At 71.0% G+C, this 19,533-nt stretch carries 15 protein-coding genes and 1 rRNA gene; 9 read left to right on the top strand and 7 right to left on the bottom strand.

The window, feature by feature from the left end:
- Positions 1 to 93: ribosomal RNA gene (rrf, locus tag ACZ499_RS10205) — 5S ribosomal RNA — on the top strand; the annotation flags it as partial.
- 104 nt (positions 94 to 197) lie between these two features.
- Here rrf and ACZ499_RS10200 read toward each other — a convergent pair.
- From ACZ499_RS10200 to ACZ499_RS10180, 5 genes are read right to left on the bottom strand one after another with little or no spacing between them, the layout of a single operon-like run.
- Entirely contained in the window at positions 198 to 1,508 is a 1,311-nt protein-coding gene (locus ACZ499_RS10200) for a DUF58 domain-containing protein (protein WP_468673567.1), read from the bottom strand.
- A 10-nt stretch (positions 1,509 to 1,518) separates the two neighbouring features.
- Entirely contained in the window at positions 1,519 to 2,502 is a 984-nt protein-coding gene (locus ACZ499_RS10195) for an AAA family ATPase (protein ID WP_468413385.1), read from the bottom strand.
- Positions 2,499 to 3,704 (bottom strand): DUF4350 domain-containing protein, encoded by a 1,206-nt coding sequence (locus ACZ499_RS10190; RefSeq protein WP_468673566.1) that lies wholly within the window; start codon positions 3,702 to 3,704, stop codon positions 2,499 to 2,501. The genes ACZ499_RS10195 and ACZ499_RS10190 overlap by 4 nt, the downstream gene beginning before the upstream one ends.
- On the bottom strand, positions 3,701 to 4,417 hold the full coding sequence (locus ACZ499_RS10185; protein ID WP_468673565.1) for a DUF4129 domain-containing protein: 717 nt from the start codon (positions 4,415 to 4,417) through the stop codon (positions 3,701 to 3,703). Before ACZ499_RS10185 ends, ACZ499_RS10190 begins: the two co-directional genes overlap by 4 nt.
- Before the next feature lie 4 nt (positions 4,418 to 4,421).
- Complete coding sequence (locus ACZ499_RS10180; RefSeq protein WP_468673564.1) at positions 4,422 to 5,660, bottom strand: DUF7847 domain-containing protein; 1,239 nt, start codon at positions 5,658 to 5,660, stop codon at positions 4,422 to 4,424.
- A 155-nt stretch (positions 5,661 to 5,815) separates the two neighbouring features.
- On the opposite strand from ACZ499_RS10180, the gene mtnA reads away from it, so the two are divergent.
- The 7 genes from mtnA to ACZ499_RS10145 all read left to right on the top strand — a co-directional run bounded on the left by mtnA (position 5,816) and on the right by ACZ499_RS10145 (position 14,440).
- Entirely contained in the window at positions 5,816 to 6,964 is a 1,149-nt protein-coding gene (gene mtnA / locus ACZ499_RS10175) for an S-methyl-5-thioribose-1-phosphate isomerase (protein WP_468673563.1), read from the top strand.
- 4 nt (positions 6,965 to 6,968) lie between these two features.
- Positions 6,969 to 7,658 carry a two-component system response regulator MtrA gene (gene mtrA / locus ACZ499_RS10170; protein WP_468673562.1) on the top strand — a complete coding sequence of 230 codons (690 nt, stop codon included), beginning with the start codon at positions 6,969 to 6,971 and terminating at the stop codon, positions 7,656 to 7,658.
- Position 7,659: 1 nt separating this feature from the next.
- Positions 7,660 to 9,708: an MtrAB system histidine kinase MtrB gene (mtrB, locus tag ACZ499_RS10165; protein ID WP_468673561.1), complete on the top strand. Its 2,049-nt coding sequence runs from the start codon at positions 7,660 to 7,662 to the stop codon at positions 9,706 to 9,708.
- Positions 9,698 to 11,587 (top strand): LpqB family beta-propeller domain-containing protein, encoded by a 1,890-nt coding sequence (locus tag ACZ499_RS10160; RefSeq protein ID WP_468673560.1) that lies wholly within the window; start codon positions 9,698 to 9,700, stop codon positions 11,585 to 11,587. Before mtrB ends, ACZ499_RS10160 begins: the two co-directional genes overlap by 11 nt.
- Positions 11,588 to 11,703: 116 nt before the next feature.
- Entirely contained in the window at positions 11,704 to 12,450 is a 747-nt protein-coding gene (locus ACZ499_RS10155; RefSeq protein WP_468673559.1) for a ComF family protein, read from the top strand.
- A gap of 322 nt (positions 12,451 to 12,772) precedes the next feature.
- Positions 12,773 to 13,462 carry a ribosome hibernation-promoting factor, HPF/YfiA family gene (gene hpf / locus ACZ499_RS10150; protein WP_385538820.1) on the top strand — a complete coding sequence of 230 codons (690 nt, stop codon included), beginning with the start codon at positions 12,773 to 12,775 and terminating at the stop codon, positions 13,460 to 13,462.
- A 225-nt stretch (positions 13,463 to 13,687) separates the two neighbouring features.
- Positions 13,688 to 14,440, top strand: coding sequence for a response regulator (locus tag ACZ499_RS10145; RefSeq protein ID WP_385538819.1), 753 nt, complete (start codon positions 13,688 to 13,690; stop codon positions 14,438 to 14,440).
- Between the two features lie 62 nt (positions 14,441 to 14,502).
- Here ACZ499_RS10145 and ACZ499_RS10140 read toward each other — a convergent pair whose 3' ends face one another.
- Together ACZ499_RS10140 and ACZ499_RS10135 are read right to left on the bottom strand one after the other, a co-directional pair.
- Complete coding sequence (locus tag ACZ499_RS10140) at positions 14,503 to 15,672, bottom strand: winged helix-turn-helix domain-containing protein (RefSeq protein WP_468673558.1); 1,170 nt, start codon at positions 15,670 to 15,672, stop codon at positions 14,503 to 14,505.
- Between the two features lie 73 nt (positions 15,673 to 15,745).
- Positions 15,746 to 16,372, bottom strand: coding sequence for a GNAT family N-acetyltransferase (locus tag ACZ499_RS10135; protein ID WP_468673557.1), 627 nt, complete (start codon positions 16,370 to 16,372; stop codon positions 15,746 to 15,748).
- A 195-nt stretch (positions 16,373 to 16,567) separates the two neighbouring features.
- Between ACZ499_RS10135 and secA the strand changes: the two genes are divergently transcribed.
- Positions 16,568 to 19,414 (top strand): preprotein translocase subunit SecA, encoded by a 2,847-nt coding sequence (secA, locus tag ACZ499_RS10130; protein ID WP_468673556.1) that lies wholly within the window; start codon positions 16,568 to 16,570, stop codon positions 19,412 to 19,414.
- Positions 19,415 to 19,533 lie beyond the last annotated feature (119 nt).

Here is a 19,533-nt window from a genome sequence, read left to right as displayed (position 1 = left end):
ACGCCCGGTTACATTCCGAACCCGGAAGCTAAGCCTTTCAGCGCCGATGGTACTGCAGGGGGGACCCTGTGGGAGAGTAGGACACCGCCGAACAATCTTTAGCCTCAACCCCCGTGCCCTTTTGGGCCGGGGGTTGAGGCATTTTTGCGTTCAGGGCCCCTTCAGGTCGGACCTTCCCCCGGCCCAACCCGCTCCCATCAGAGTCGGCCTGCAGCCTTCAGCTCCAGGTACGCGTCGGCCAGCGCCGGAGCAAGTTCGTCCGGGGTGGCGTCCACGACGGTAACGCCGTGGCGCATCAGTTGTTCAGCCGTGCGGCGGCGCTGTTCCTGGGTGCGGCTGGCAGCGGCAGCTTCGTAAACGGCGTCCACAGTGCCACGCGACTCCGCCATCGTCTTGATATGGGGGTCGGCAATCGCCGCGACCAGGACTGTGTGGCGCTTCGTGAGCTGTGGGAGAACGGGGAGCAGGCCTTCCTCCACGGGGGCTGCGTCCAGGCTGGTCAGCAGCACGATCAAGGAACGTCGAGGAGCGTTGGCGAGGGCGGCGGCGCTCAAGCCTCGGGCATCCGTTTCCACCAACTCGGGCTCGAGTGGCGCGAGTGAGTTGACCAGAGAGGGCAGGAGTTCGCCAGCGGCGCGGCCTTGCACCTGGGCCCGTACACGACGGTCGTACGCGAGGAGGTCGACGCGGTCGCCCGCGCGGGAGGCGAGTGCGGCGAGAAGCAGAGTGGCGTCCATGGCGGCGTCCAGGCGCGGGATGTCTCCGACGCGGCCCGCCGAGGTACGCCCCGTATCGAGGACGACGAGGATGTGACGGTCGCGTTCGGGCCGCCAGGTGCGTACGGCGACGGCGTTCTGCCGGGCAGTGGCGCGCCAGTCGATGGAGCGGGTGTCGTCGCCCGGGACGTAGGGGCGCAGGCTGTCGAACTCGGTGCCTTCCCCTCGGGTCAACACGCTGGTGCGGCCATCGAGTTCGCGCAGCCGGGCCAGCCGGGACGGCAGGTGTTTGCGGCTGGTGAACGGCGGCAGCACGCGCACGGTCCAGGGGACGTGGTGGCTGCCTTGCCGGGAGACGAGGCCGAGCGGTCCATATGAGCGGACGGTGATCTGCTGGGAGCGGCGGTCGCCCCGCCGGGTCGGGCGCAGGGCCGTGGTGACGCGGCGGCGTTCGCCGGCAGGAACCGTCAATGCGTGCCGGGAGGCGCCCTGTTCGGCGCTGGAGGCCCAACTGCTGGGTGGCCAGGCGTCGCGGAGCTGGGCTCGCAACGGGCGTCCCGAGGGATTGGTGACGGTGAGGACGACCTCAGCGGCGTCACCTAGTCGAACTGATGTATCACCGTTTCGGGTGAATTGAAGCTTTCGCACTGGCGCGGCGAGGGCGTAGTCGCACATCATTGCGAGAGTGAGAGGGGCGTTGACCGCGAGCATTCCCGCCCAGCTCGGGGCCCATACGCCGACGGGGACGGAGCCGAGGGCAGCGAGCAGAGCAGTGCGTCCAGTGAGAGCCACGGTCGCCGCCTCAGCGGGGGACGGGGACGTGGGCGAGGACCGAGGTGATGACGGAGTCGGCGGTGACGCCCTCCATCTCCGCCTCGGGACGCAACTGGATGCGATGGCGCAGTGTGGGGAGGGCCAAGGCCTTTACGTCGTCGGGGATCACGTAGTCCCGGCCCGTGAGCCAGGCCCAGGCGCGAGCGGTGGAGAGCAGGGCGGTGGCGCCTCGGGGAGAGACACCGAGGCTGAGCGAGGGGGATTCACGCGTGGCACGACAGATATCGACGACATAGCCGGTGATCTCTGCGGAGACCGAGGTCTTGGCGACGGCGGCGCGGGCCGCTTCGAGGTCGGCGGCTCCCGCGACCGGCCGGACTCCGGCTGCCTGGAGGTCACGAGGGTCGAAGCCCTCGGCGTGACGGGCGAGGACGTTGATCTCGTCCGCGCGCGAGGGCAGAGGCACCGTCAACTTCAGCAGGAAGCGGTCCAGCTGGGCTTCCGGCAGGGGATAGGTGCCCTCGTACTCGACGGGGTTCTGCGTAGCTGCGACCAGGAAGGGCTCGGGGAGCGGGCGCGGTGTGCCGTCGACCGTGACCTGACGCTCCTCCATGGCTTCGAGGAGGGAGGACTGGGTCTTCGGAGGAGTGCGGTTGATCTCGTCCGCGAGCAGCAGATTGGTGAACACCGGGCCGGCCTGGAAGGAGAACTCGGCGGTACGGGCGTCGTAGATCAGCGAGCCCGTGACATCACTGGGCATCAGATCGGGGGTGAACTGGACGCGCTTGGTGTCGAGTTCGAGCGAAGCGGCGAGCGCACGCACCAGGAGCGTCTTGGCGACGCCGGGGACTCCTTCGAGGAGGACATGGCCGCGGCACAGCAGTGCCACGACCAGGCCCGTGACGACGGAGTCCTGGCCGACCACGGCCTTGGCGATCTCGGCGCGCAGGGCCTCCAGAGAGGCCCGGGCGCTGTCGGGGTTCGCTGCGGTCGCCGGGGTTCGGTCGCTCATGAGGTGCGTACCTCTCTTTCGAGGGCGTCGAGTTCGTCCGCGAGGCGGACCAGTGCGGCGTTGTCGGCCGGGGCCGGGCCGAAAAGCAGGACATGACGGTCCCGTTCGGCTGACGGGAACCGGGCGGAGACGGCGGGGACGAGGAGTTCGGGCGCGTGTGCCGAGGCAGCGGGCAGGCCCAGGAGGGGAGCAAGACGGGTGCGGGTGGCCGAGCGCAGGGCGTCGGCCGCGCGGTCGCGGGCGTTGGCCTTGCGGTAGAGGCGGGCCCGGCCCTCGGTGGTCTCGGACGCGCGGACGGCGACCGGGAGTTGCTCGGTCACCAGCGGGCCGAGGCGGCGGGCTCGCCAGATGGCGGCGAGGGCGGCCGCGAGGGTGAGCTGGAGCGTGGCCCAGAGCCAGCCGGACGGGATGAGGTCGAAGAAGCTGCGGTCACCGCCGTCGGTGGCCGAGACATCACCGAGCGAGGGGAGGTACCAGACCAGATGGGGGCGGGAGCCGAGGAGTTGGAGGGCGAGCGAGGCGTTGCCCTGCTTGTCGAGACGGTGGTTGTAGAGGATGTCCGGGGCGCCGAGCAGGACGGTGTCGCCGTGGGCGGGAGCCTGTATCCGGAGCAGGGTGGGCAGTCCGCCTGCGGGGTAACAGGCGTCGTCGGCCTGGCCGTCGGCGGTGTAGCGGGTGCCTCCGGTATCGGCGCTTCCGGCGCGGACGGCCAGCGGCAGGGAGCAGCTCGGTTCGCGGTTGCTGACCGAGGACGAGCCCTCTTCCCGTATGCCAGGGGCGAGCACAGGAAGGGAGGACGCGCCCGGGGAGACCAGCACGGTGCGTCCGCCGGAGTCGGTGGTGGCGGCGTGGAGCCGGTGCTGCTGGGATGCCGTGAGCAGATCGGGGACGGTGACCAGGAGTGTGGTGTCCGGACCTGTGGCGTGGGTGGCTTCGTCGAGGGTGGTGGCCACGCGCGTGGAGACGCCCTGGTCCTTGAGGAGTTCGGCGACGGCGCGACTGCCATAGCGGTCGGCCGACCGGGGGTCGAGTCGGCCGTGCTGGTCGCCGGAGCGGGTGGCGGCGAGGGCGATCCCGGCGGCCAGGAGGATCACGGCGGCGAGCAGCAGCCCGCGGGTGCGTGTCCAGATCTGACGGGGCGTCGCGTCGGTGGACGTGGAAGCGAGGGAAGCGGCGCTGGCGGGGGCCTGGGTGCCGGTCATTCGGCGGCTCCCCGGGCAGCCGCTTCCGCGGTGGGGCGCTGGGCAAGAGCGCTGAGATCCGGCTTCGTACGTTCCAGGTCGGTGTCGAGGTCATGCAGGCGGCGGTACGCGGCCTCGTTCGCCGTACGGCCCCCGTATGTGACGTCGTCGAACTCGCGGGCGGCGGCGCGGAGTCGGTCGGCGTGGCCGGGCAGCGGACGCCCTGCCTCGGCAGCGGCCTCGTCGGCGGTGCGGCCGGGGCGCGGGTCGAGGAGGGCGCGTTCCTCCAGGGAGCGGACGACCGCGCGCATCCGTTCCTGGACGGCCTGGGTCCAGCGGCCGGCCGCGGCGTGGGTCTCGGCGGCGGCGCGGTGCTCTTGGGCGCTGCGTGGGCGGTCGTCGAAGACCGTGCCGACCGTGGAGGCAACGCGTTTCGGGGTGCCCAGCCGCCACCACAGGGCGGCGATCAGGGCCAGGACGAACACGGCGATGGCGGCCAGTCCGAGTGCGCCGCCCGGGGCCGCGCCCGAGGCGGCGTCGAACAGGCCGCCGACCCAGTCCCAGAACCGGTTGAGGGCGCGCTCCAGGAGGTTCGGGTCGTCCTCGTGGTACATCGGGTTCGACAGTTCGCGCCGTGCCGCCTCGCGGGCGGGCACGCGCGGAGTAACCACCGGTGGTTCACCCGCCGCTCGGACCAGCAGCCGCACCATGGTTGTGCCCCCCGTTGCGGACACCGCATCAGCTCCCGGGAGTCTCGTGGCCCGGCAGGTTCGCGGCGCGGGCGAGATCGAGGTCGAGGGCCTCGCGGCGGATGCGCTGGTCGATGTAGAGCAGCGCGGCCACACCGGCGGAGATCGGGTAGGTGATCGCCGAGCCGATCACGGCGCCGATCCCGGTGATGATCAGGAACGGCCAGCCGAAGTCGGAACTGGCCCCGGAGAAGAGGCTGCTGGCGCCGCCGTCGTCCACGAGCGTTCCGATGACGGTGAACGGGATCGCGATGATCATCGAGACGATGAACGTGAGGAGCAGTGTCAGCAGCGTGATGCCGAAAATGCGCCACCAGGCGCCGCGGACCAGCTTGGCGGACCGGCGCAGCGACTTGACGAGGCCCTGACGCTCCAGCATCAGCGCGGGGGCGGCGAGGCTGAACTGGACCAGCAGCCAGATGACGACCACGACGGCGGCCAGCCCGCCGAGCCCGGCCAGGGCCGCACCCGCGTCGGATCCGATGAGCGCCCCCGGAAGGATGCCGACGCCGACGACCGCGCCCGCCATCAAAGGCAGCAGCACAAGGAGGCCGAGCAGGGGCAGCAGCCTCGGCCGGGCCTCCGCCCAGGCCTCCCGCAGCGTCACCGGGCGCCCCAGGACGGAGCGGCTGATGACGACAGTGAGGACCGCTGTGACGAAGAGCGTGCCGATCAGTGCGAGGACGCCGATGGGCAGCAGGCTGAGCATGCTGGAGCGCAGCGAGTCGAAGGCCTGGTCGATGGCCTCGCTGCCGGTGGCGTTCGGGTCGATCTCCGGAGGGTCCGGCAGGAGGTAGCGCTGGACGAGGATGTCCGCGATCTGAGTGATCACGGCGACCGTGAGGGTGAGGCCGAGGACCGTGCGCCAGTGGGCGCGCATCGTCGACACCGCGCCGTCGAGGATCTCGCCGACCCCGAGCGGGCGGAGCGGGATGACGCCGGGCTTGGCGGCGGGTGCGGGGCCCCACCCGGAGTTCCAGTTGCCGCTGGGGGCGGGGGGCCGGCCCCAGCCGCCCTGCTGGGCCCCAGGAGGGCCCGGAGGGGGCGGGGGCGTGCCCTGGCCCGGGGTGGCGGCGGGAGGCGACCACTGGCCCGCAGGAGGCTGGTTCCGGGACCACTGGGAGGACGCGCGGGCCCGGTCGGAAGGCTCGGGCTGCCCGGCAGTGCCGGAGTCCTCGCCGTCGGAGGGGGCCGATCCGGGCGAAGCCCAGCCCGGAGAGTCGTTCACGGTCGTCCACCTCGTGGATTGGTCGTGGGACCAGCTCGGCGAGCCGGCTCGTTGCGGTTGGCAGCCATCGTGCCATGCGGTTCCGGGCCGCGGACGGGCCCCCGTATCTCGTTAGCACCTTCAATTGTCGGCGGCTCACCGGGCAGACTGGGCGGATGGCTGATCACGAGGTGCGATCCACCGTGGGCTCCGAGCCGCCGCGACTGGCACAGCTGCGCTGGGACGAGCCGCCGGAGGGGCCGGTGCTGGTGCTCCTCGACCAGACCCGGCTGCCGGCCGAGGAGGTCGAGCTGGTCTGTACGGATGTGCCGGCGCTGGTGCGCGCCATCCAGACGCTGGCGGTCCGCGGGGCGCCGCTGCTGGGGATCGCCGGGGCGTACGGGGTGGCGCTGGCCGGGGTGCGCGGCTACGACGTGCAGGAGGCCGCGGCTCTGCTGGCGGCGGCGCGGCCCACCGCGGTGAACCTCGGGTACGGGGTGCGGCTGGCCCTGGACGCGTATCAGGCGGCGGTCGGCAAGGGCGCGGGTTCTCAAGCGGCCGGGGCGGCGGCGTTGGCGGCCGCGAAGGCCCTGCACCGGGCGGACGCGGTGGCGAGTGCCAAGATGGCGGCGCACGGCCTGGCACTGCTCGACGAGCTGCTGCCCGGCGGCAGCCAACGGCTGCTCACGCACTGCAACACCGGACGGCTGGTCTCCGGCGGCGAGGGCACCGCGTTCGCGGTGGCGCTGGCCGCGCATCGGGCGGGCCGGCTGCGGCGGCTGTGGGTGGACGAGACGCGGCCACTGCTGCAAGGAGCCAGACTGACCGCGTACGAGGCGGCGCGCAGTGGGATGGCGCACAGCTTGCTGACCGACAATGCTGCGGGTTCGCTGTTCGCGGCGGGGGAGGTGGACGCTGTGCTGATCGGGGCCGACCGGATCGCCGCGGACGGATCGGTGGCGAACAAGGTGGGAAGCTATCCGCTCGCGGTGCTCGCCAAGTACCACCACGTGCCGTTCATCGTGGTGGCGCCGGTCACGACGGTGGACCTGGAAACCCCCGACGGGGCGGCGATCGAGGTCGAGCAGCGACCCGGGCAGGAGGTGACGGAGCTCACCGGACCGCAGATCTCTGCGGCCGGGTGGGGGGCCAGCGGCGGACTGCCCGTGGCGCCGCTGGGGACGCAGGCGTACAACCCTGCCTTCGATGTGACGCCCCCCGAGCTGGTGACCGCGATTGTCACCGAAGAAGGTGTGCTCTCCCCCGTGACGGGGGGCGGGCTGAGAGAGCTGTGTGCCAGGTCACGCCAGGTAACGATTAGCTAATGGGATGATGACGTTTATGAAGGGACGCGTCCTTGTCGTCGACGACGACACCGCGCTGGCCGAGATGCTCGGCATTGTGCTGCGTGGAGAAGGTTTTGAGCCGTCGTTCGTAGCGGACGGCGACAAGGCACTGGCGGCATTCCGTGAGGCCAAGCCGGACCTGGTACTGCTGGACCTCATGCTGCCCGGACGGGACGGCATCGAGGTCTGCAGGCTGATCAGGGCCGAGTCAGGTGTGCCGATCGTGATGCTCACCGCCAAGAGCGACACCGTGGATGTGGTGGTCGGCCTGGAATCCGGGGCGGACGACTACATCGTGAAGCCGTTCAAGCCGAAGGAACTGGTCGCCCGTATCCGGGCGCGCCTGAGGAGGTCGGAGGAGCCGGCGCCGGAGCAGCTGGCGATCGGCGATCTGGTGATCGACGTGGCGGGTCACTCCGTGAAGCGGGAAGGGCAGTCCATCGCCCTGACCCCGCTGGAGTTCGACCTGCTGGTCGCGCTGGCCCGTAAGCCGTGGCAGGTGTTCACCCGCGAGGTGCTCCTGGAGCAGGTGTGGGGGTACCGGCACGCGGCGGACACGCGGCTGGTCAACGTGCACGTCCAGCGGCTGCGCTCGAAGGTCGAGAAGGACCCCGAGCGTCCGGAGATCGTGGTGACCGTCCGTGGTGTCGGTTACAAGGCCGGACCGAGCTGACATGTCCCGCGGCGGTGCTGCTCCGAAGCCCGGGAAGCCCGGGGTCCGTGGGGGGCGGGCTGCTGGTGAGGGACGTAAGACGTCATGGGGCGGGCGGATCCTCCAGGAGGGCACGCCCGGCAGCCCCGTGCTGAGGCTGTTCGTGCGCTGGGTGCGGCGTCCACTGCTGCCCGCGGTGCGGCTGTGGCGGCGCAACATCCAGCTGCGGGTGGTCGCCTCCACCCTGCTGATGTCGCTGGGTGTGGTGCTGCTGCTCGGGTTCGTTGTCATCGGTCAGGTGCGCAACGGGCTCCTCGTCACCAAGGAGAAGGCGTCCGAGAGCCAGTCCGCGGGCGGCTTCGCCGTGGCCAAGGACAAGGCCAGCGCCCCGGCGGCGCCGGGCGGACAGGACGACGCCGGCTCGGACGGGCGGGGCGGAAGCTCGGTGACCTGGCGCAGCGAGCTGGTGACCCAGCTCGCCAGCGGCGGGCAGGGCGCGTTCTACGTGGTCGCGCTGAGCGCCGACTCCGAGGACTCGCCCTCCAGCAACCGGGGCCCGCGCGCCTCGGGCGGCGTGGACCCGGTCTCCAGCGTCCCGCAGAGCCTGCGGGAAAACGTCGACCAGGGCACGGGCGCGTACAAGACGTACGCCTCGATCAAGTACCTCGACGGGCAGGAGTCCAAGCCGGGGCTGGTCATCGGGACCAAGCTGAAGGACGTCGACGGCCAGGCCTACCAGCTGTACTACCTCTTCCCGCTGGCGCAGGAGGAGAAGACGCTGAGTCTGGTCAAGGGCACCCTTGCGACCGCCGGGCTGTTCCTGGTGGTGCTCCTGGGGGCGATCGCCTGGCTGGTGGTGCGGCAGGTCGTCACCCCGGTGCGGATGGCCGCGCAGATCGCGGAGCGGCTCTCCGCGGCCAAGCTCCAGGAGCGGATGAAGGTCACCGGCGAGGACGACATCGCTCGGCTTGGCGAGGCCTTCAACAAGATGGCGCAGAACCTCCAGATCAAGATCCAGCAGCTGGAGGAGCTGTCGCGGATGCAGCGGCGGTTCGTCTCGGATGTCTCGCACGAGCTGCGTACGCCGCTGACGACCGTACGGATGGCTGCGGACGTCATCCACGACGCGCGCGTCGACTTCGATCCGGTGACGGCGCGGTCGGCGGAGCTGCTGGCCGGGCAGCTCGACCGGTTCGAGTCGCTGCTCGCCGACCTGCTGGAGATCAGCCGGTTCGACGCGGGCGCGGCGGCCCTGGAGGCCGAGCCGATAGACCTGCGGAACGTCGTACGACGGGTGATCGAGGGTGCCGAGCCGCTCGCCGAGCGCAAGGGCACCCGGATACGGGTGGTCGGGGACGACCAGCCGGTGGTCGCGGAGGCCGACGCCCGAAGGGTCGAACGGGTGCTGCGCAACCTCGTGGTCAACGCCGTCGAGCACGGCGAGGGCCGGGACGTGGTGGTGCGTATGGGCACGGCCGGCGGCGCCGTCGCGGTCGCGGTGCGCGACTACGGCGTGGGCCTGAAGCCGGGCGAGGCGACCCGGGTGTTCAACCGCTTCTGGCGGGCCGACCCGGCCCGGGCCAGGACGACCGGAGGCACCGGTCTGGGACTGTCGATCGCGGTCGAGGACGCGCGGCTGCACGGCGGCTGGCTGCAGGCCTGGGGCGAGCCCGGTGGCGGCTCCCAGTTCCGGCTGACGCTGCCGCGTACGGCCGACGAGCCGCTGCGCGGATCGCCGATACCGCTGGAACCGGAGGACTCGCGGGCCGCGCGCGAGCGTGCCCGCCAGGGCGCGACCGCCGAGCAGGGCAACGGGCTGCGGCTGGCGAGCGTGCCCGTCCAGCCCGCCGCCACCCACTCCTCGCTGCCCGTGCCGCCCCGGCCCCCGGTCCCGCCGAGGACGTCCGGCCCGGCCGCCGATCCGACCGCGCTGCCCGGTGGCGGCGGGGCCAGAGTGGTGCCCCGGGTCAGTGACGCGCGCGTGGAGGGCGAATCCGTACCATCGCAGGCTGCTGACAGAGCGACTGCCCCGGCAGCCGCCGACCAGGAGGAATCGGCTCGTGGGCGCTGATCGGGGGAGGGGCCGCGGCCGTCGGCTGCGGTCGGCCGCGCTGCTGGGCTGCGGCGGTGTGCTGGTGGCGGGGTGCGCGTCGATGCCCGACAGCGGTGACGTGCACGCGGTGCAGGCCTCGCAGCGCGCCGACTCGCAGGTGCAGGTGTACGCGGTGCCGCCGCGCGAGGGGGCGGCCGCCGACGAGATAGTCGACGGGTTCCTGGAGGCGATGACCAGTGACGACCCGCAGTTCGCGACGGCCCGCAAATATCTGACGCCGCAGGCCGCGGGGACCTGGAAGCCGGATCTGGCGACCACGGTGCTGGCCGACGGGCCGAACCCGCAGCCGAACCGGACCAACGACAAGGGCGACAGTTCGAGCTTCACGTTCACGGTGACCGGCAAGCCGGTCGCGGTGGTGGACAAGCAGCACGCCTTCCAGCCGGCCGGGCCGAAGTCGGCGTACAACGAGACGATCCATCTCGTACGGCAGAACACGCCCAACGGCAAGGAGTGGCGCATCGACGCGCTGCCCGAGGGGCTGCTGCTGGGCCAGTCGGACTTCCAGCGCATCTACCGTTCCGTCAACAAGTACTACTTTGCGTCGGGGCAGGACCGGCTGGTCGCCGATCCGGTGTACGTGCGCCAGCGCAACGACCCCGAGACGCAGATGAACCTGGTCACCCAGACGGTGATGGCCGTCCTGGAGGGGCCGACCAACTGGCTGCGGCCGGTGGTGGGTTCGCGCTTCCCGAGCGGTACGGCGCTGAAGGAGGGCACCAAGTCGCTCTCGTTCGACGACCGCAACGCGCTGAAGGTGCCGCTCAACGAGCGGGCGTCCAACGTCGGCGGGAGCCAGTGCCGCAAGATGGCGGCCCAACTGCTGTTCACCCTGCGGGATCTGACGGCGACCCGGGTCGGCCAGGTGGAGCTGGACCGGGCGAACGGCTCGCAGCTGTGCGTGCTCGGCGGCGACCAGGCCGAGGGGTACGCCCCGGACCGCATCTCGCCCAAGCCCGGCCAGTACTTCGTGGACGCGCAGGGGCGGCTCGCGCGGATGCGCGCCGGTACGCGCGACAGCGCGGACAGCACCGACGGCGTCGACAGCACGGACGGGGACGTGGTCACCGAGCTGGTGCCCGGGCCGTTCGGCCGGGCCGAGCAGCGGCTGCGTACGGTCGCGGTGGAGCGGGACGAGAGGCGCGCGGCCGGGGTGACGGCCGACGGCCGCTCGATGTACGTGGCGCCGATCGTGTACGACGGCGAGCTGGTGAAGACACTCGTGACCAGCCAGAGCAAGGATCCGAAGGACGGTCTTTCGGCGCCGAGTTGGGACGGGCGCAACGACCTGTGGGTGGCCGACCGGGACCCGGGCCACCTCCGGCTGCTCCGCCTCGACCATGGCGAGGGCCAGCCGCAGGAGGTCGATGTCGCCGGTCTGAACGGGGCGCGCATCGAGCAGGTGCGGATGTCGGCGGACGGGGTGCGGATCGCGCTCCTGGTGAACGAGGGCGGCCACACGACGCTGCGGATCGGCCGCGTGGAGCGGATCGGCGATCCGGAGCACCCGCAGGTCTCCGTGGTGGAGCTGCGTCCCGGAGCGCCTCAGATGGAGGATGTGACGGCCGTTTCCTGGGCCGGTCGCAGCCGCCTCGTCGTGGTCGGCAAGGAGTCAGGCGGCCTCCAGCAGCAGCTGCGCTACATGCAGACGGACGGCTCGCTGTCGGCCGCGGGCAATCTGCCCGGCGCCAACCGGGTGACCGAGATCGCCGCCGCGGACGACGAGCGGCTGCCGCTGGTGGCGCACTCGAAGGAGGACGGCATCGTACGGCTGCCGCCGGGCGCCAACTGGAAGACGGCGGTCAAGACGGGCTCCTCGCCGGTCTACCCGGGCTGACGGCTCCGCCGCCCCGGCGGTGGATGCTCGGTCGTCCCGGCAGCGGTGGCTCCGCCGCCCCGGTGGGTTTTCCACAGGGGTGGCCGGGTGGCCTCTCTGTTGGCAGAGTGGATGCCATGCGGGGATGGTGGCGGGAGATCTCCGGGCTGGTGCTGCCGGTTGCCTGTGGCGGCTGCGGCAGTCCCCGTACCGCGCTGTGCGAGCGGTGCGCGGCGGCGCTGCTCGGTGTGCCGGCACGGCGGGTCCGGCCTGCCCCCGAGCCCGCAGGGCTGCCGGTGGTGTACGCGGCGGCCCTGTACGAAGACGCCGTACGGGCGGTGCTGCTCGCGCACAAGGAACGGGGTGCCCTGGGGCTGGCCGGAGTTCTCGGGCAGGCCCTCGCGGGCGCGGTGCGCGCGGCCGCCGGAGCGCCCCGGGACGGGCCGCTGCTGCTCGTGCCGGTGCCGTCGGCGCGGCGGGCGGTGCGGGCGCGCGGGCATGATCCGGCGCGCCGGATCGCCCTGGCGGCGGCCGGGGAGTTGCGGCGTACGGGTACGGACGCGCGCGTGGCGGCGGTGCTGCGCCAGCGGCGTGCGGTGGCGGACCAGTCGGGGCTGAGCGCCCGGCAGCGGCTGGCGAATCTGAGCGGGGCGCTGGAGGTGCCGGCGGGCGGTGACAGGCTGCTGGAGGGCGGCCGGGTGGTCCTGGTGGACGACCTGATGACCACGGGAGCCTCACTGGTGGAGGCGGCCCGGGCCGTCGCGGGCGCCGCCAGGACGGCGACCGGGGCGGTCGGCGATGCCCCGGCGCACACACTTCCGGGATTCGCACGACGAACGGCGGCGGCCGCGGTCGTCGCGTCCACTCCGGCATCCTTCGAATAAACCGGAACTGACAGGGAACTTGCATCGTTGCAGGTAGTGAGAGGGAGGAAACACCTGAACGGAGGTACGTGCGGGTAGCGGGTGCCGACACCCGTCCGAGCGAGCTATGTTCGGTTGTGAGGAATGGCGAGAGCTGAGCCTCACTGAACGCACGGCCTTCTGGGTATTTCCCCGACCCTGAAGTCGGTGGGGTGACGATCTTCCCCACGGGGGAGGAGGAGGTGAAAGTCGCCCAGTCCGAGACTCCGGTGGTCACCGGAGTCTGGTGCAAGAGGGAGATGCTCCGCAGTGAAGGCGGAGTGATCCGGGAACGGAGTTCTGCGTGGACATCGTCGTCAAGGGCCGCAAGACCGAGGTACCCGAGCGGTTCCGCAAGCACGTGGCCGAGAAGCTGAAGCTGGAGAAGATCCAGAAGCTCGACGGCAAGGTAATCAGCCTCGACGTCGAGGTGTCCAAGGAACACAACCCGCGGCAGGCCGACCGTTCCGACCGAGTGGAGATCACACTGCACTCGCGTGGCCCGGTGATCCGGGCGGAGGCGGCGGCAGGCGACCCGTACGCAGCCCTCGACCTGGCCCACAGCAAGCTGGAGGCGCGGCTGCGCAAGCAGCACGACAAGCGCTACACCCGCAGGGGCAACGGTCGGCTGTCGGCTGCCGAAGTGGCCGTCGTGGTGCCGGACGCCGCCGAGTTGAACGGAAGCGGGGAGCTCGTGAACCGTACGACGGAGGAGGGCGTCCCCATCACCCGGATGGGATCGGTCGAAGTCCAGGGCGAAGGCCCGCTCGTGGTCCGCGAGAAGACCCATGTCGCCGCCCCGATGACGCTCGACCAGGCGCTCTACGAGATGGAGCTGGTCGGGCACGACTTCTACCTCTTCGTCGACTCCGAGACGAAGCAGCCCAGTGTCGTCTACCGGCGGCACGCCTACGACTACGGCGTGATTCATCTGGAATCGGACCCGCTCGCCGGTGAGGACGCGGGCGGCGCCGGCGGAGCGCTCGGCGGATGACCAGGTCGGCGGCGCGCTGAACGGATCCGTGCGGCGCGCCGTACCAGAGTGCGGTGGTGCCCCTGGAGCGCTTGTGCGCCCCCAGGGGCACCATTGTGGCGACTGCTGGACCACCGCTCTGGCGGCCGGGCATGAAATCATGGCGTCGCACGCCAACCGCTCCTTCGTGGAGCGCGGTTGGTGCAGCAACACCAACTCGGGCCATGGCCTTCAGGGGGAGGAACGATGGCAGACAGCTTCGGGCCGGTGCACGGCGGGTCGGCCCCGGACGGTTCTGACGGGGCTCCCGCCGGCATGGAAGCGGCCGGATCGCGCAAGGAGCCGATCCGGGTCCTGGTCGTCGACGACCACGCGCTGTTCCGCCGAGGCCTGGAGATCGTGCTGGCCGCGGAGGAGGACATCCAGGTCGTCGGCGAGGCGGGCGACGGGGCGGAGGCCGTGGACAAGGCGGCGGACCTGCTTCCCGACATCGTGCTGATGGATGTACGGATGCCGAGGCGCGGCGGGATCGAGGCCTGCACCTCCATCAAGGAGGTGGCCCCCAGCGCGAAGATCATCATGCTGACGATCAGCGACGAGGAGGCCGACCTCTACGACGCGATCAAGGCGGGTGCGACGGGCTACCTCCTCAAGGAGATCTCCACCGACGAGGTGGCGACCGCGATCCGGGCGGTGGCGGACGGCCAGTCCCAGATCAGCCCGTCGATGGCGTCGAAGCTGCTCACCGAGTTCAAGTCGATGATCCAGCGCACCGACGAGCGCCGGTTGGTGCCCGCGCCGAGGCTCACCGACCGTGAGCTGGAAGTGCTCAAGCTCGTCGCCACGGGGATGAACAACCGCGACATCGCCAAGGAGTTGTTCATCTCCGAGAACACCGTGAAGAACCACGTCCGCAACATCCTGGAGAAACTGCAGTTGCACTCCAGGATGGAGGCGGTGGTCTACGCGATGCGCGAGAAGATCCTGGAGATCCGCTAGGGCCTGCCCGGCGCGGCCTGGCCCCGATCCGCCGCGCGGCGCCGCCTTGGCCCGGGCTCGGCTCAGGCCGCCGCGATCGCCGCCGTCAGCTCCCGGGCGATCCCCGGGGTGTCGGCGCGCTCGATCCGTACGGCGTCGCAGCCCACCCACCGCGCCGCCTCCAGCAGGGCCTGGGCCATCGGGGCTATGGCCTTCGGTGTGTCCAGGGAGACCTGCTTGGCCACCAGCGTGCGGCCCTCGCGGGCGGGGTCGGCGCGGCCGAGCAGCCTGCCGCCCGCCAGCAGGGGCATCGCGAAGTATCCGTACACCCGCTTCGGCTTGGGCGTGTAGGCCTCCAGACGGTGGCTGAAGCCGAAGATCCGCTCGGTGCGCGCGCGGTCCCAGATGAGCGAGTCGAAGGGCGACAGGAGTGTCGTGCGGTGGCGCCCGCGCGGCTCGGTGGCCAGCGCCTCAGGGTCTGCCCAGGCGGCCTTGTCCCAGCCCTGGACGGTGACGGGCACCAGGCCGGAGTCGGCGATCACCGCGTCCACCTGCTCGCCTTTCAGACGGTGGTAGTCCGCGATGTCCGCGCGCGTGCCGACGCCGAGAGAGCGGCCCGCCAGCGCGACGAGGCGGCGCAGGCACTCGGTGTCGTCCAGCTCGTCGTGGAGGAAGGCGTCCGGGATGGCGCGCTCGGCCAGGTCGTACACCCGCTTCCAGCCGCGTCGTTCGGTGCACACCACCTCGCCGTACATCAGGGCACGTTCGACGGCGACCTTGGACTCCGACCAGTCCCACCACTCGCCCTTGTTCTTGGCGCCGCCCAAGTCCGTCGCGGTCAGCGGGCCTTCGGCCCGCAGCTGCTTGATCACCTGCTCGTACGCCCCGTCGGGCAGGTCGTGGTGCCAGTGCGGGCGGGAGCGGTAGGAGCGCCGGCGGAAGGCGAAGTGCGGCCACTCCTCCACGGGGAGGATGCAGGCGGCGTGCGACCAGTACTCGAAGGCGTGGCCGTCCGTCCAGTACGCCCCGTCCACCGCCTTGCGGCCCACCGCGCCCAGGCGTGCGTACGGAATCAGCTCGTGTGACCGGGCGAGGACCGAGATCGTGTCGAGCTGGACCGCGCCCAGGTGGCGCAGCACGCCCCGCACCCCGCCCCTGCGGTCGGGGGCGCCCATGAAGCCCTGGGCGCGCAGGGCGATGCGACGGGCCTCGTCGGCGGTGAGTTGGACGGCGGGACGCGGCAGGCTGGTCATGTTCCGCACGATAGACGGCGGCACTGACAATCCACCGCGGAGCGTCCCGGGCCGGGACCCGGCCGCGCCCGCCTCACCCCCGGGACGGCAAGTACGCGCGCGTGGTGGGCAGACCCAGGTCGCTGGGGAGGAGCCCGCCCACCCAGCTGTCGCGGCGGGTGCCGCCGTGGACGAGGGCCGCGCGCAGGGTGCCCTCCATGGTGAAGCCCGCCTTCTCGGCCACCGCGCGCGAGGCCGCGTTGCCGACCTCCGCCCGCCACTCCAGGCGCTCGACGCCCGCCGACTCGAAGGCCCAGCGGGCCGCCGCCACCGCCGCTTCGGTCATATAGCCGCGGCCCCGGTGTTCCTTGGCCGCCCAGAACCCCAGCTCGGCGACGTTCTCGCCGCGCCGCATGACGCCGACCATCGCCACCAGTGCGCCTTCCGACGCCGCCCCCTCAGCCACACCGGTCCCGGCGGCCTCACCCGTCCCGGAGGTATCCCTGAGACGTACCGCGAACGCGAATTCGGAGTCGTCCCGCCAGCCGTTGGGCGCGAAGGTGCCGGTGAAGGCCTCGGCGTGCTCGCGCAGGTACGGCGAGGGGACGGTGGTCCAGCGCTGGATGTCGGGGTCCTGACAGGCCGCGTACGTGCCGTCCGCGTCCTGCGGGCCGACGGGGCGCAGCAGCAGGCGCTCGGTGCTGAGGATGACTGGGTCCATCGGCCGATTCTCCGCGCGGGGCCGGATCGCACGCCAGGGCTTTTCGTGTTTCCCGGCACCTTCCGGGCGACCTGTCCGTTGTCGTCATGGCAGACCTCCCGGCGTGGGCGGGTCCTCGCATACGATGGCCGTTGCCCAGAAGTAGTCAACCGTACTCGACCGCGCCAGGCCCGACCGGCAAGGAGACCAACCCCCGTGTCCGTCCTTTCAAAGCTCATGCGTGCAGGCGAAGGCAAGATCCTGCGCAAGCTGCACCGCATCGCGGACCAGGTCAACTCCATCGAAGAGGACTTCGTGAACCTCTCCGACGCCGAGCTCCGTGCCCTCACCGACGAGTACAAGGAGCGTTACGCGAACGGCGAGAGCCTGGACGACCTGCTCCCCGAAGCCTTCGCCACCGTCCGCGAGGCTGCCAAGCGCGTCCTCGGACAGCGCCACTACGACGTCCAGATGATGGGCGGCGCCGCGCTGCACCTCGGCTATGTCGCCGAGATGAAGACCGGTGAGGGCAAGACCCTCGTCGGTACGCTCCCGGCGTACCTCAACGCGCTCTCCGGCAAGGGCGTGCACCTGATCACGGTCAACGACTACCTGGCCGAGCGCGACTCCGAGATGATGGGCCGCGTGCACCGCTTCCTCGGCCTTGAGGTCGGCTGCATCCTGGCCAACATGTCGCCCGCCGAGCGCCGCGCGATGTACGCCTGTGACATCACGTACGGCACGAACAACGAGTTCGGCTTCGACTACCTGCGCGACAACATGGCGTGGTCCCAGGAGGAGCTCGTCCAGCGCGGCCACAACTTCGCGATCGTCGACGAGGTCGACTCCATCCTGGTCGACGAGGCGCGTACGCCGCTGATCATCTCCGGCCCGGCCGACCAGGCCACCAAGTGGTACGGCGACTTCGCCAAGCTGGTCACGCGCCTCACCAAGGGTGAGGCGGGCAACCCGCTCAAGGGCATCGAGGAGACCGGCGACTACGAGGTCGACGAGAAGAAGCGCACGGTCGCCATCCACGAGCCCGGCGTCGCCAAGGTCGAGGACTGGCTGGGCATCGACAACCTCTACGAGTCGGTCAACACCCCGCTCGTCGGCTACTTGAACAACGCCATCAAGGCGAAGGAACTGTTCAAGAAGGACAAGGACTACGTCGTCATGGACGGCGAAGTCATGATCGTCGACGAGCACACCGGCCGTATCCTCGCCGGCCGCCGCTACAACGAGGGCATGCACCAGGCGATCGAGGCGAAGGAAGGGGTGGACATCAAGGACGAGAACCAGACCCTCGCCACGATCACCCTGCAGAACTTCTTCCGCCTCTACAAGCGTCATGACCAGGAGGGCAAGGAAGAGCCCGGTCTCTCCGGCATGACCGGTACGGCGATGACCGAGGCCGCCGAGTTCCACCAGATCTACAAGCTCGGTGTCGTCCCGATCCCGACCAACCGCCCGATGGTCCGCAAGGACCAGTCCGACCTGATCTACCGCACCGAGGTCGCGAAGTTCGAGGCGGTCGTCGACGACATCGCCGACAAGCACGAGAAGGGCCAGCCGATCCTGGTCGGCACCACCTCGGTCGAGAAGTCCGAGTACCTCTCGCAGCAGCTCGCCAAGCGCGGTGTCCCGCACGAGGTGCTCAACGCCAAGCAGCACGAGCGCGAGGCGCCGATCATCGCCCAGGCCGGCCGCAAGGGCGCCGTCACCGTCGCCACCAACATGGCCGGCCGTGGTACCGACATCAAGCTCGGCGGCAACCCGGACGACCTCGCCGAGGCGGAGCTGCGCCAGCGCGGCCTCGACCCCGAGGAGCACATCGAGGAGTGGGCCGCGGCCCTGCCCGCCGCGCTGGAGAAGGCCGAGCGGGCCGTCAAGGCCGAGCACGACGAGGTCAAGGAGCTGGGCGGGCTCTACGTGCTCGGTACCGAGCGGCACGAGTCGCGCCGGATCGACAACCAGCTGCGCGGCCGCTCCGGCCGTCAGGGCGACCCGGGCGAGTCCCGCTTCTACCTGTCGCTCGGTGACGACCTGATGCGCCTTTTCAAGGCCCAGATGGTCGAGCGCGTCATGTCGATGGCGAACGTGCCGGACGACGTGCCGATCGAGAACAAGATGGTGACGCGCGCGATCGCGTCGGCCCAGTCGCAGGTCGAGCAGCAGAACTTCGAGACGCGTAAGAACGTCCTGAAGTACGACGAGGTGCTCAACCGCCAGCGCGAGGTCATCTACGGCGAGCGCCGCCGCGTCCTGGAGGGCGAGGACCTGCACGAGCAGGTGCAGCACTTCATGGACGACACCATCGACGCCTACATCCAGGCGGAGACCGTCGAGGGCTTCGCCGAGGAGTGGGACCTGGACCGGCTGTGGGGCGCCTTCAAGCAGCTCTACCCGGTGAAGGTCACCGTGGAGGAGCTGGAGGAGGCGGCGGGCGACCGCGCGGGCATCACCGCCGAGTTCATCGCCGAGTCCATCAAGGACGACATCCACGAGCAGTACGCGGCGCGCGAGGAGCAGCTCGGCTCCGAGATCATGCGTGAGCTGGAGCGGCGCGTGGTCCTCTCGGTGCTCGACCGCAAGTGGCGCGAGCACCTCTACGAGATGGACTACCTCCAGGAGGGCATCGGCCTTCGTGCCATGGCGCAGAAGGACCCGCTGGTCGAGTACCAGCGCGAGGGCTTCGACATGTTCAACGCCATGATGGACGGCATCAAGGAGGAGTCCGTCGGCTATCTGTTCAACCTGGAGGTCCAGGTCGAGCAGCAGGTCGAGGAGGTCCCGGTCGAGGACACGGCGCCCTCGGACAAGCCGTCGCTGGAGAAGGAGCCCGCCGGGGCGCGTCCGGAGATCCGGGCCAAGGGCCTGGACGCCCCGCAGCGCCCGGACCGGCTGCACTTCTCCGCCCCGACGGTGGACGGCGAGGGCGGTGTCGTCGAGGGCGACTTCGACAACGGCGACGAGCCGGCCCGCTCCGAGGCGGACGGCATGACCCGCGCGGAGCGCCGCAAGGCCCAGAAGACCACGGGCGGCCGCCGCCGCAAGAAGTAGCCGCAGGGCGCAGCCGCGAGGCGCGCAGTCACCGGGTGGGGGGGGGGGGGGGGGGGGGGGGGGGGGCGCCCCCCCCCCCCCCCCCACCCCAACGGGAGGGTAGTCCCCCCTTTCCACGG

This window comes from Streptomyces sp. NPDC031265 (genome assembly GCF_055570295.1).
Note: the sequence above shows the minus strand (reverse complement) of the source record. Positions and strands in the feature narration are given on the sequence as shown.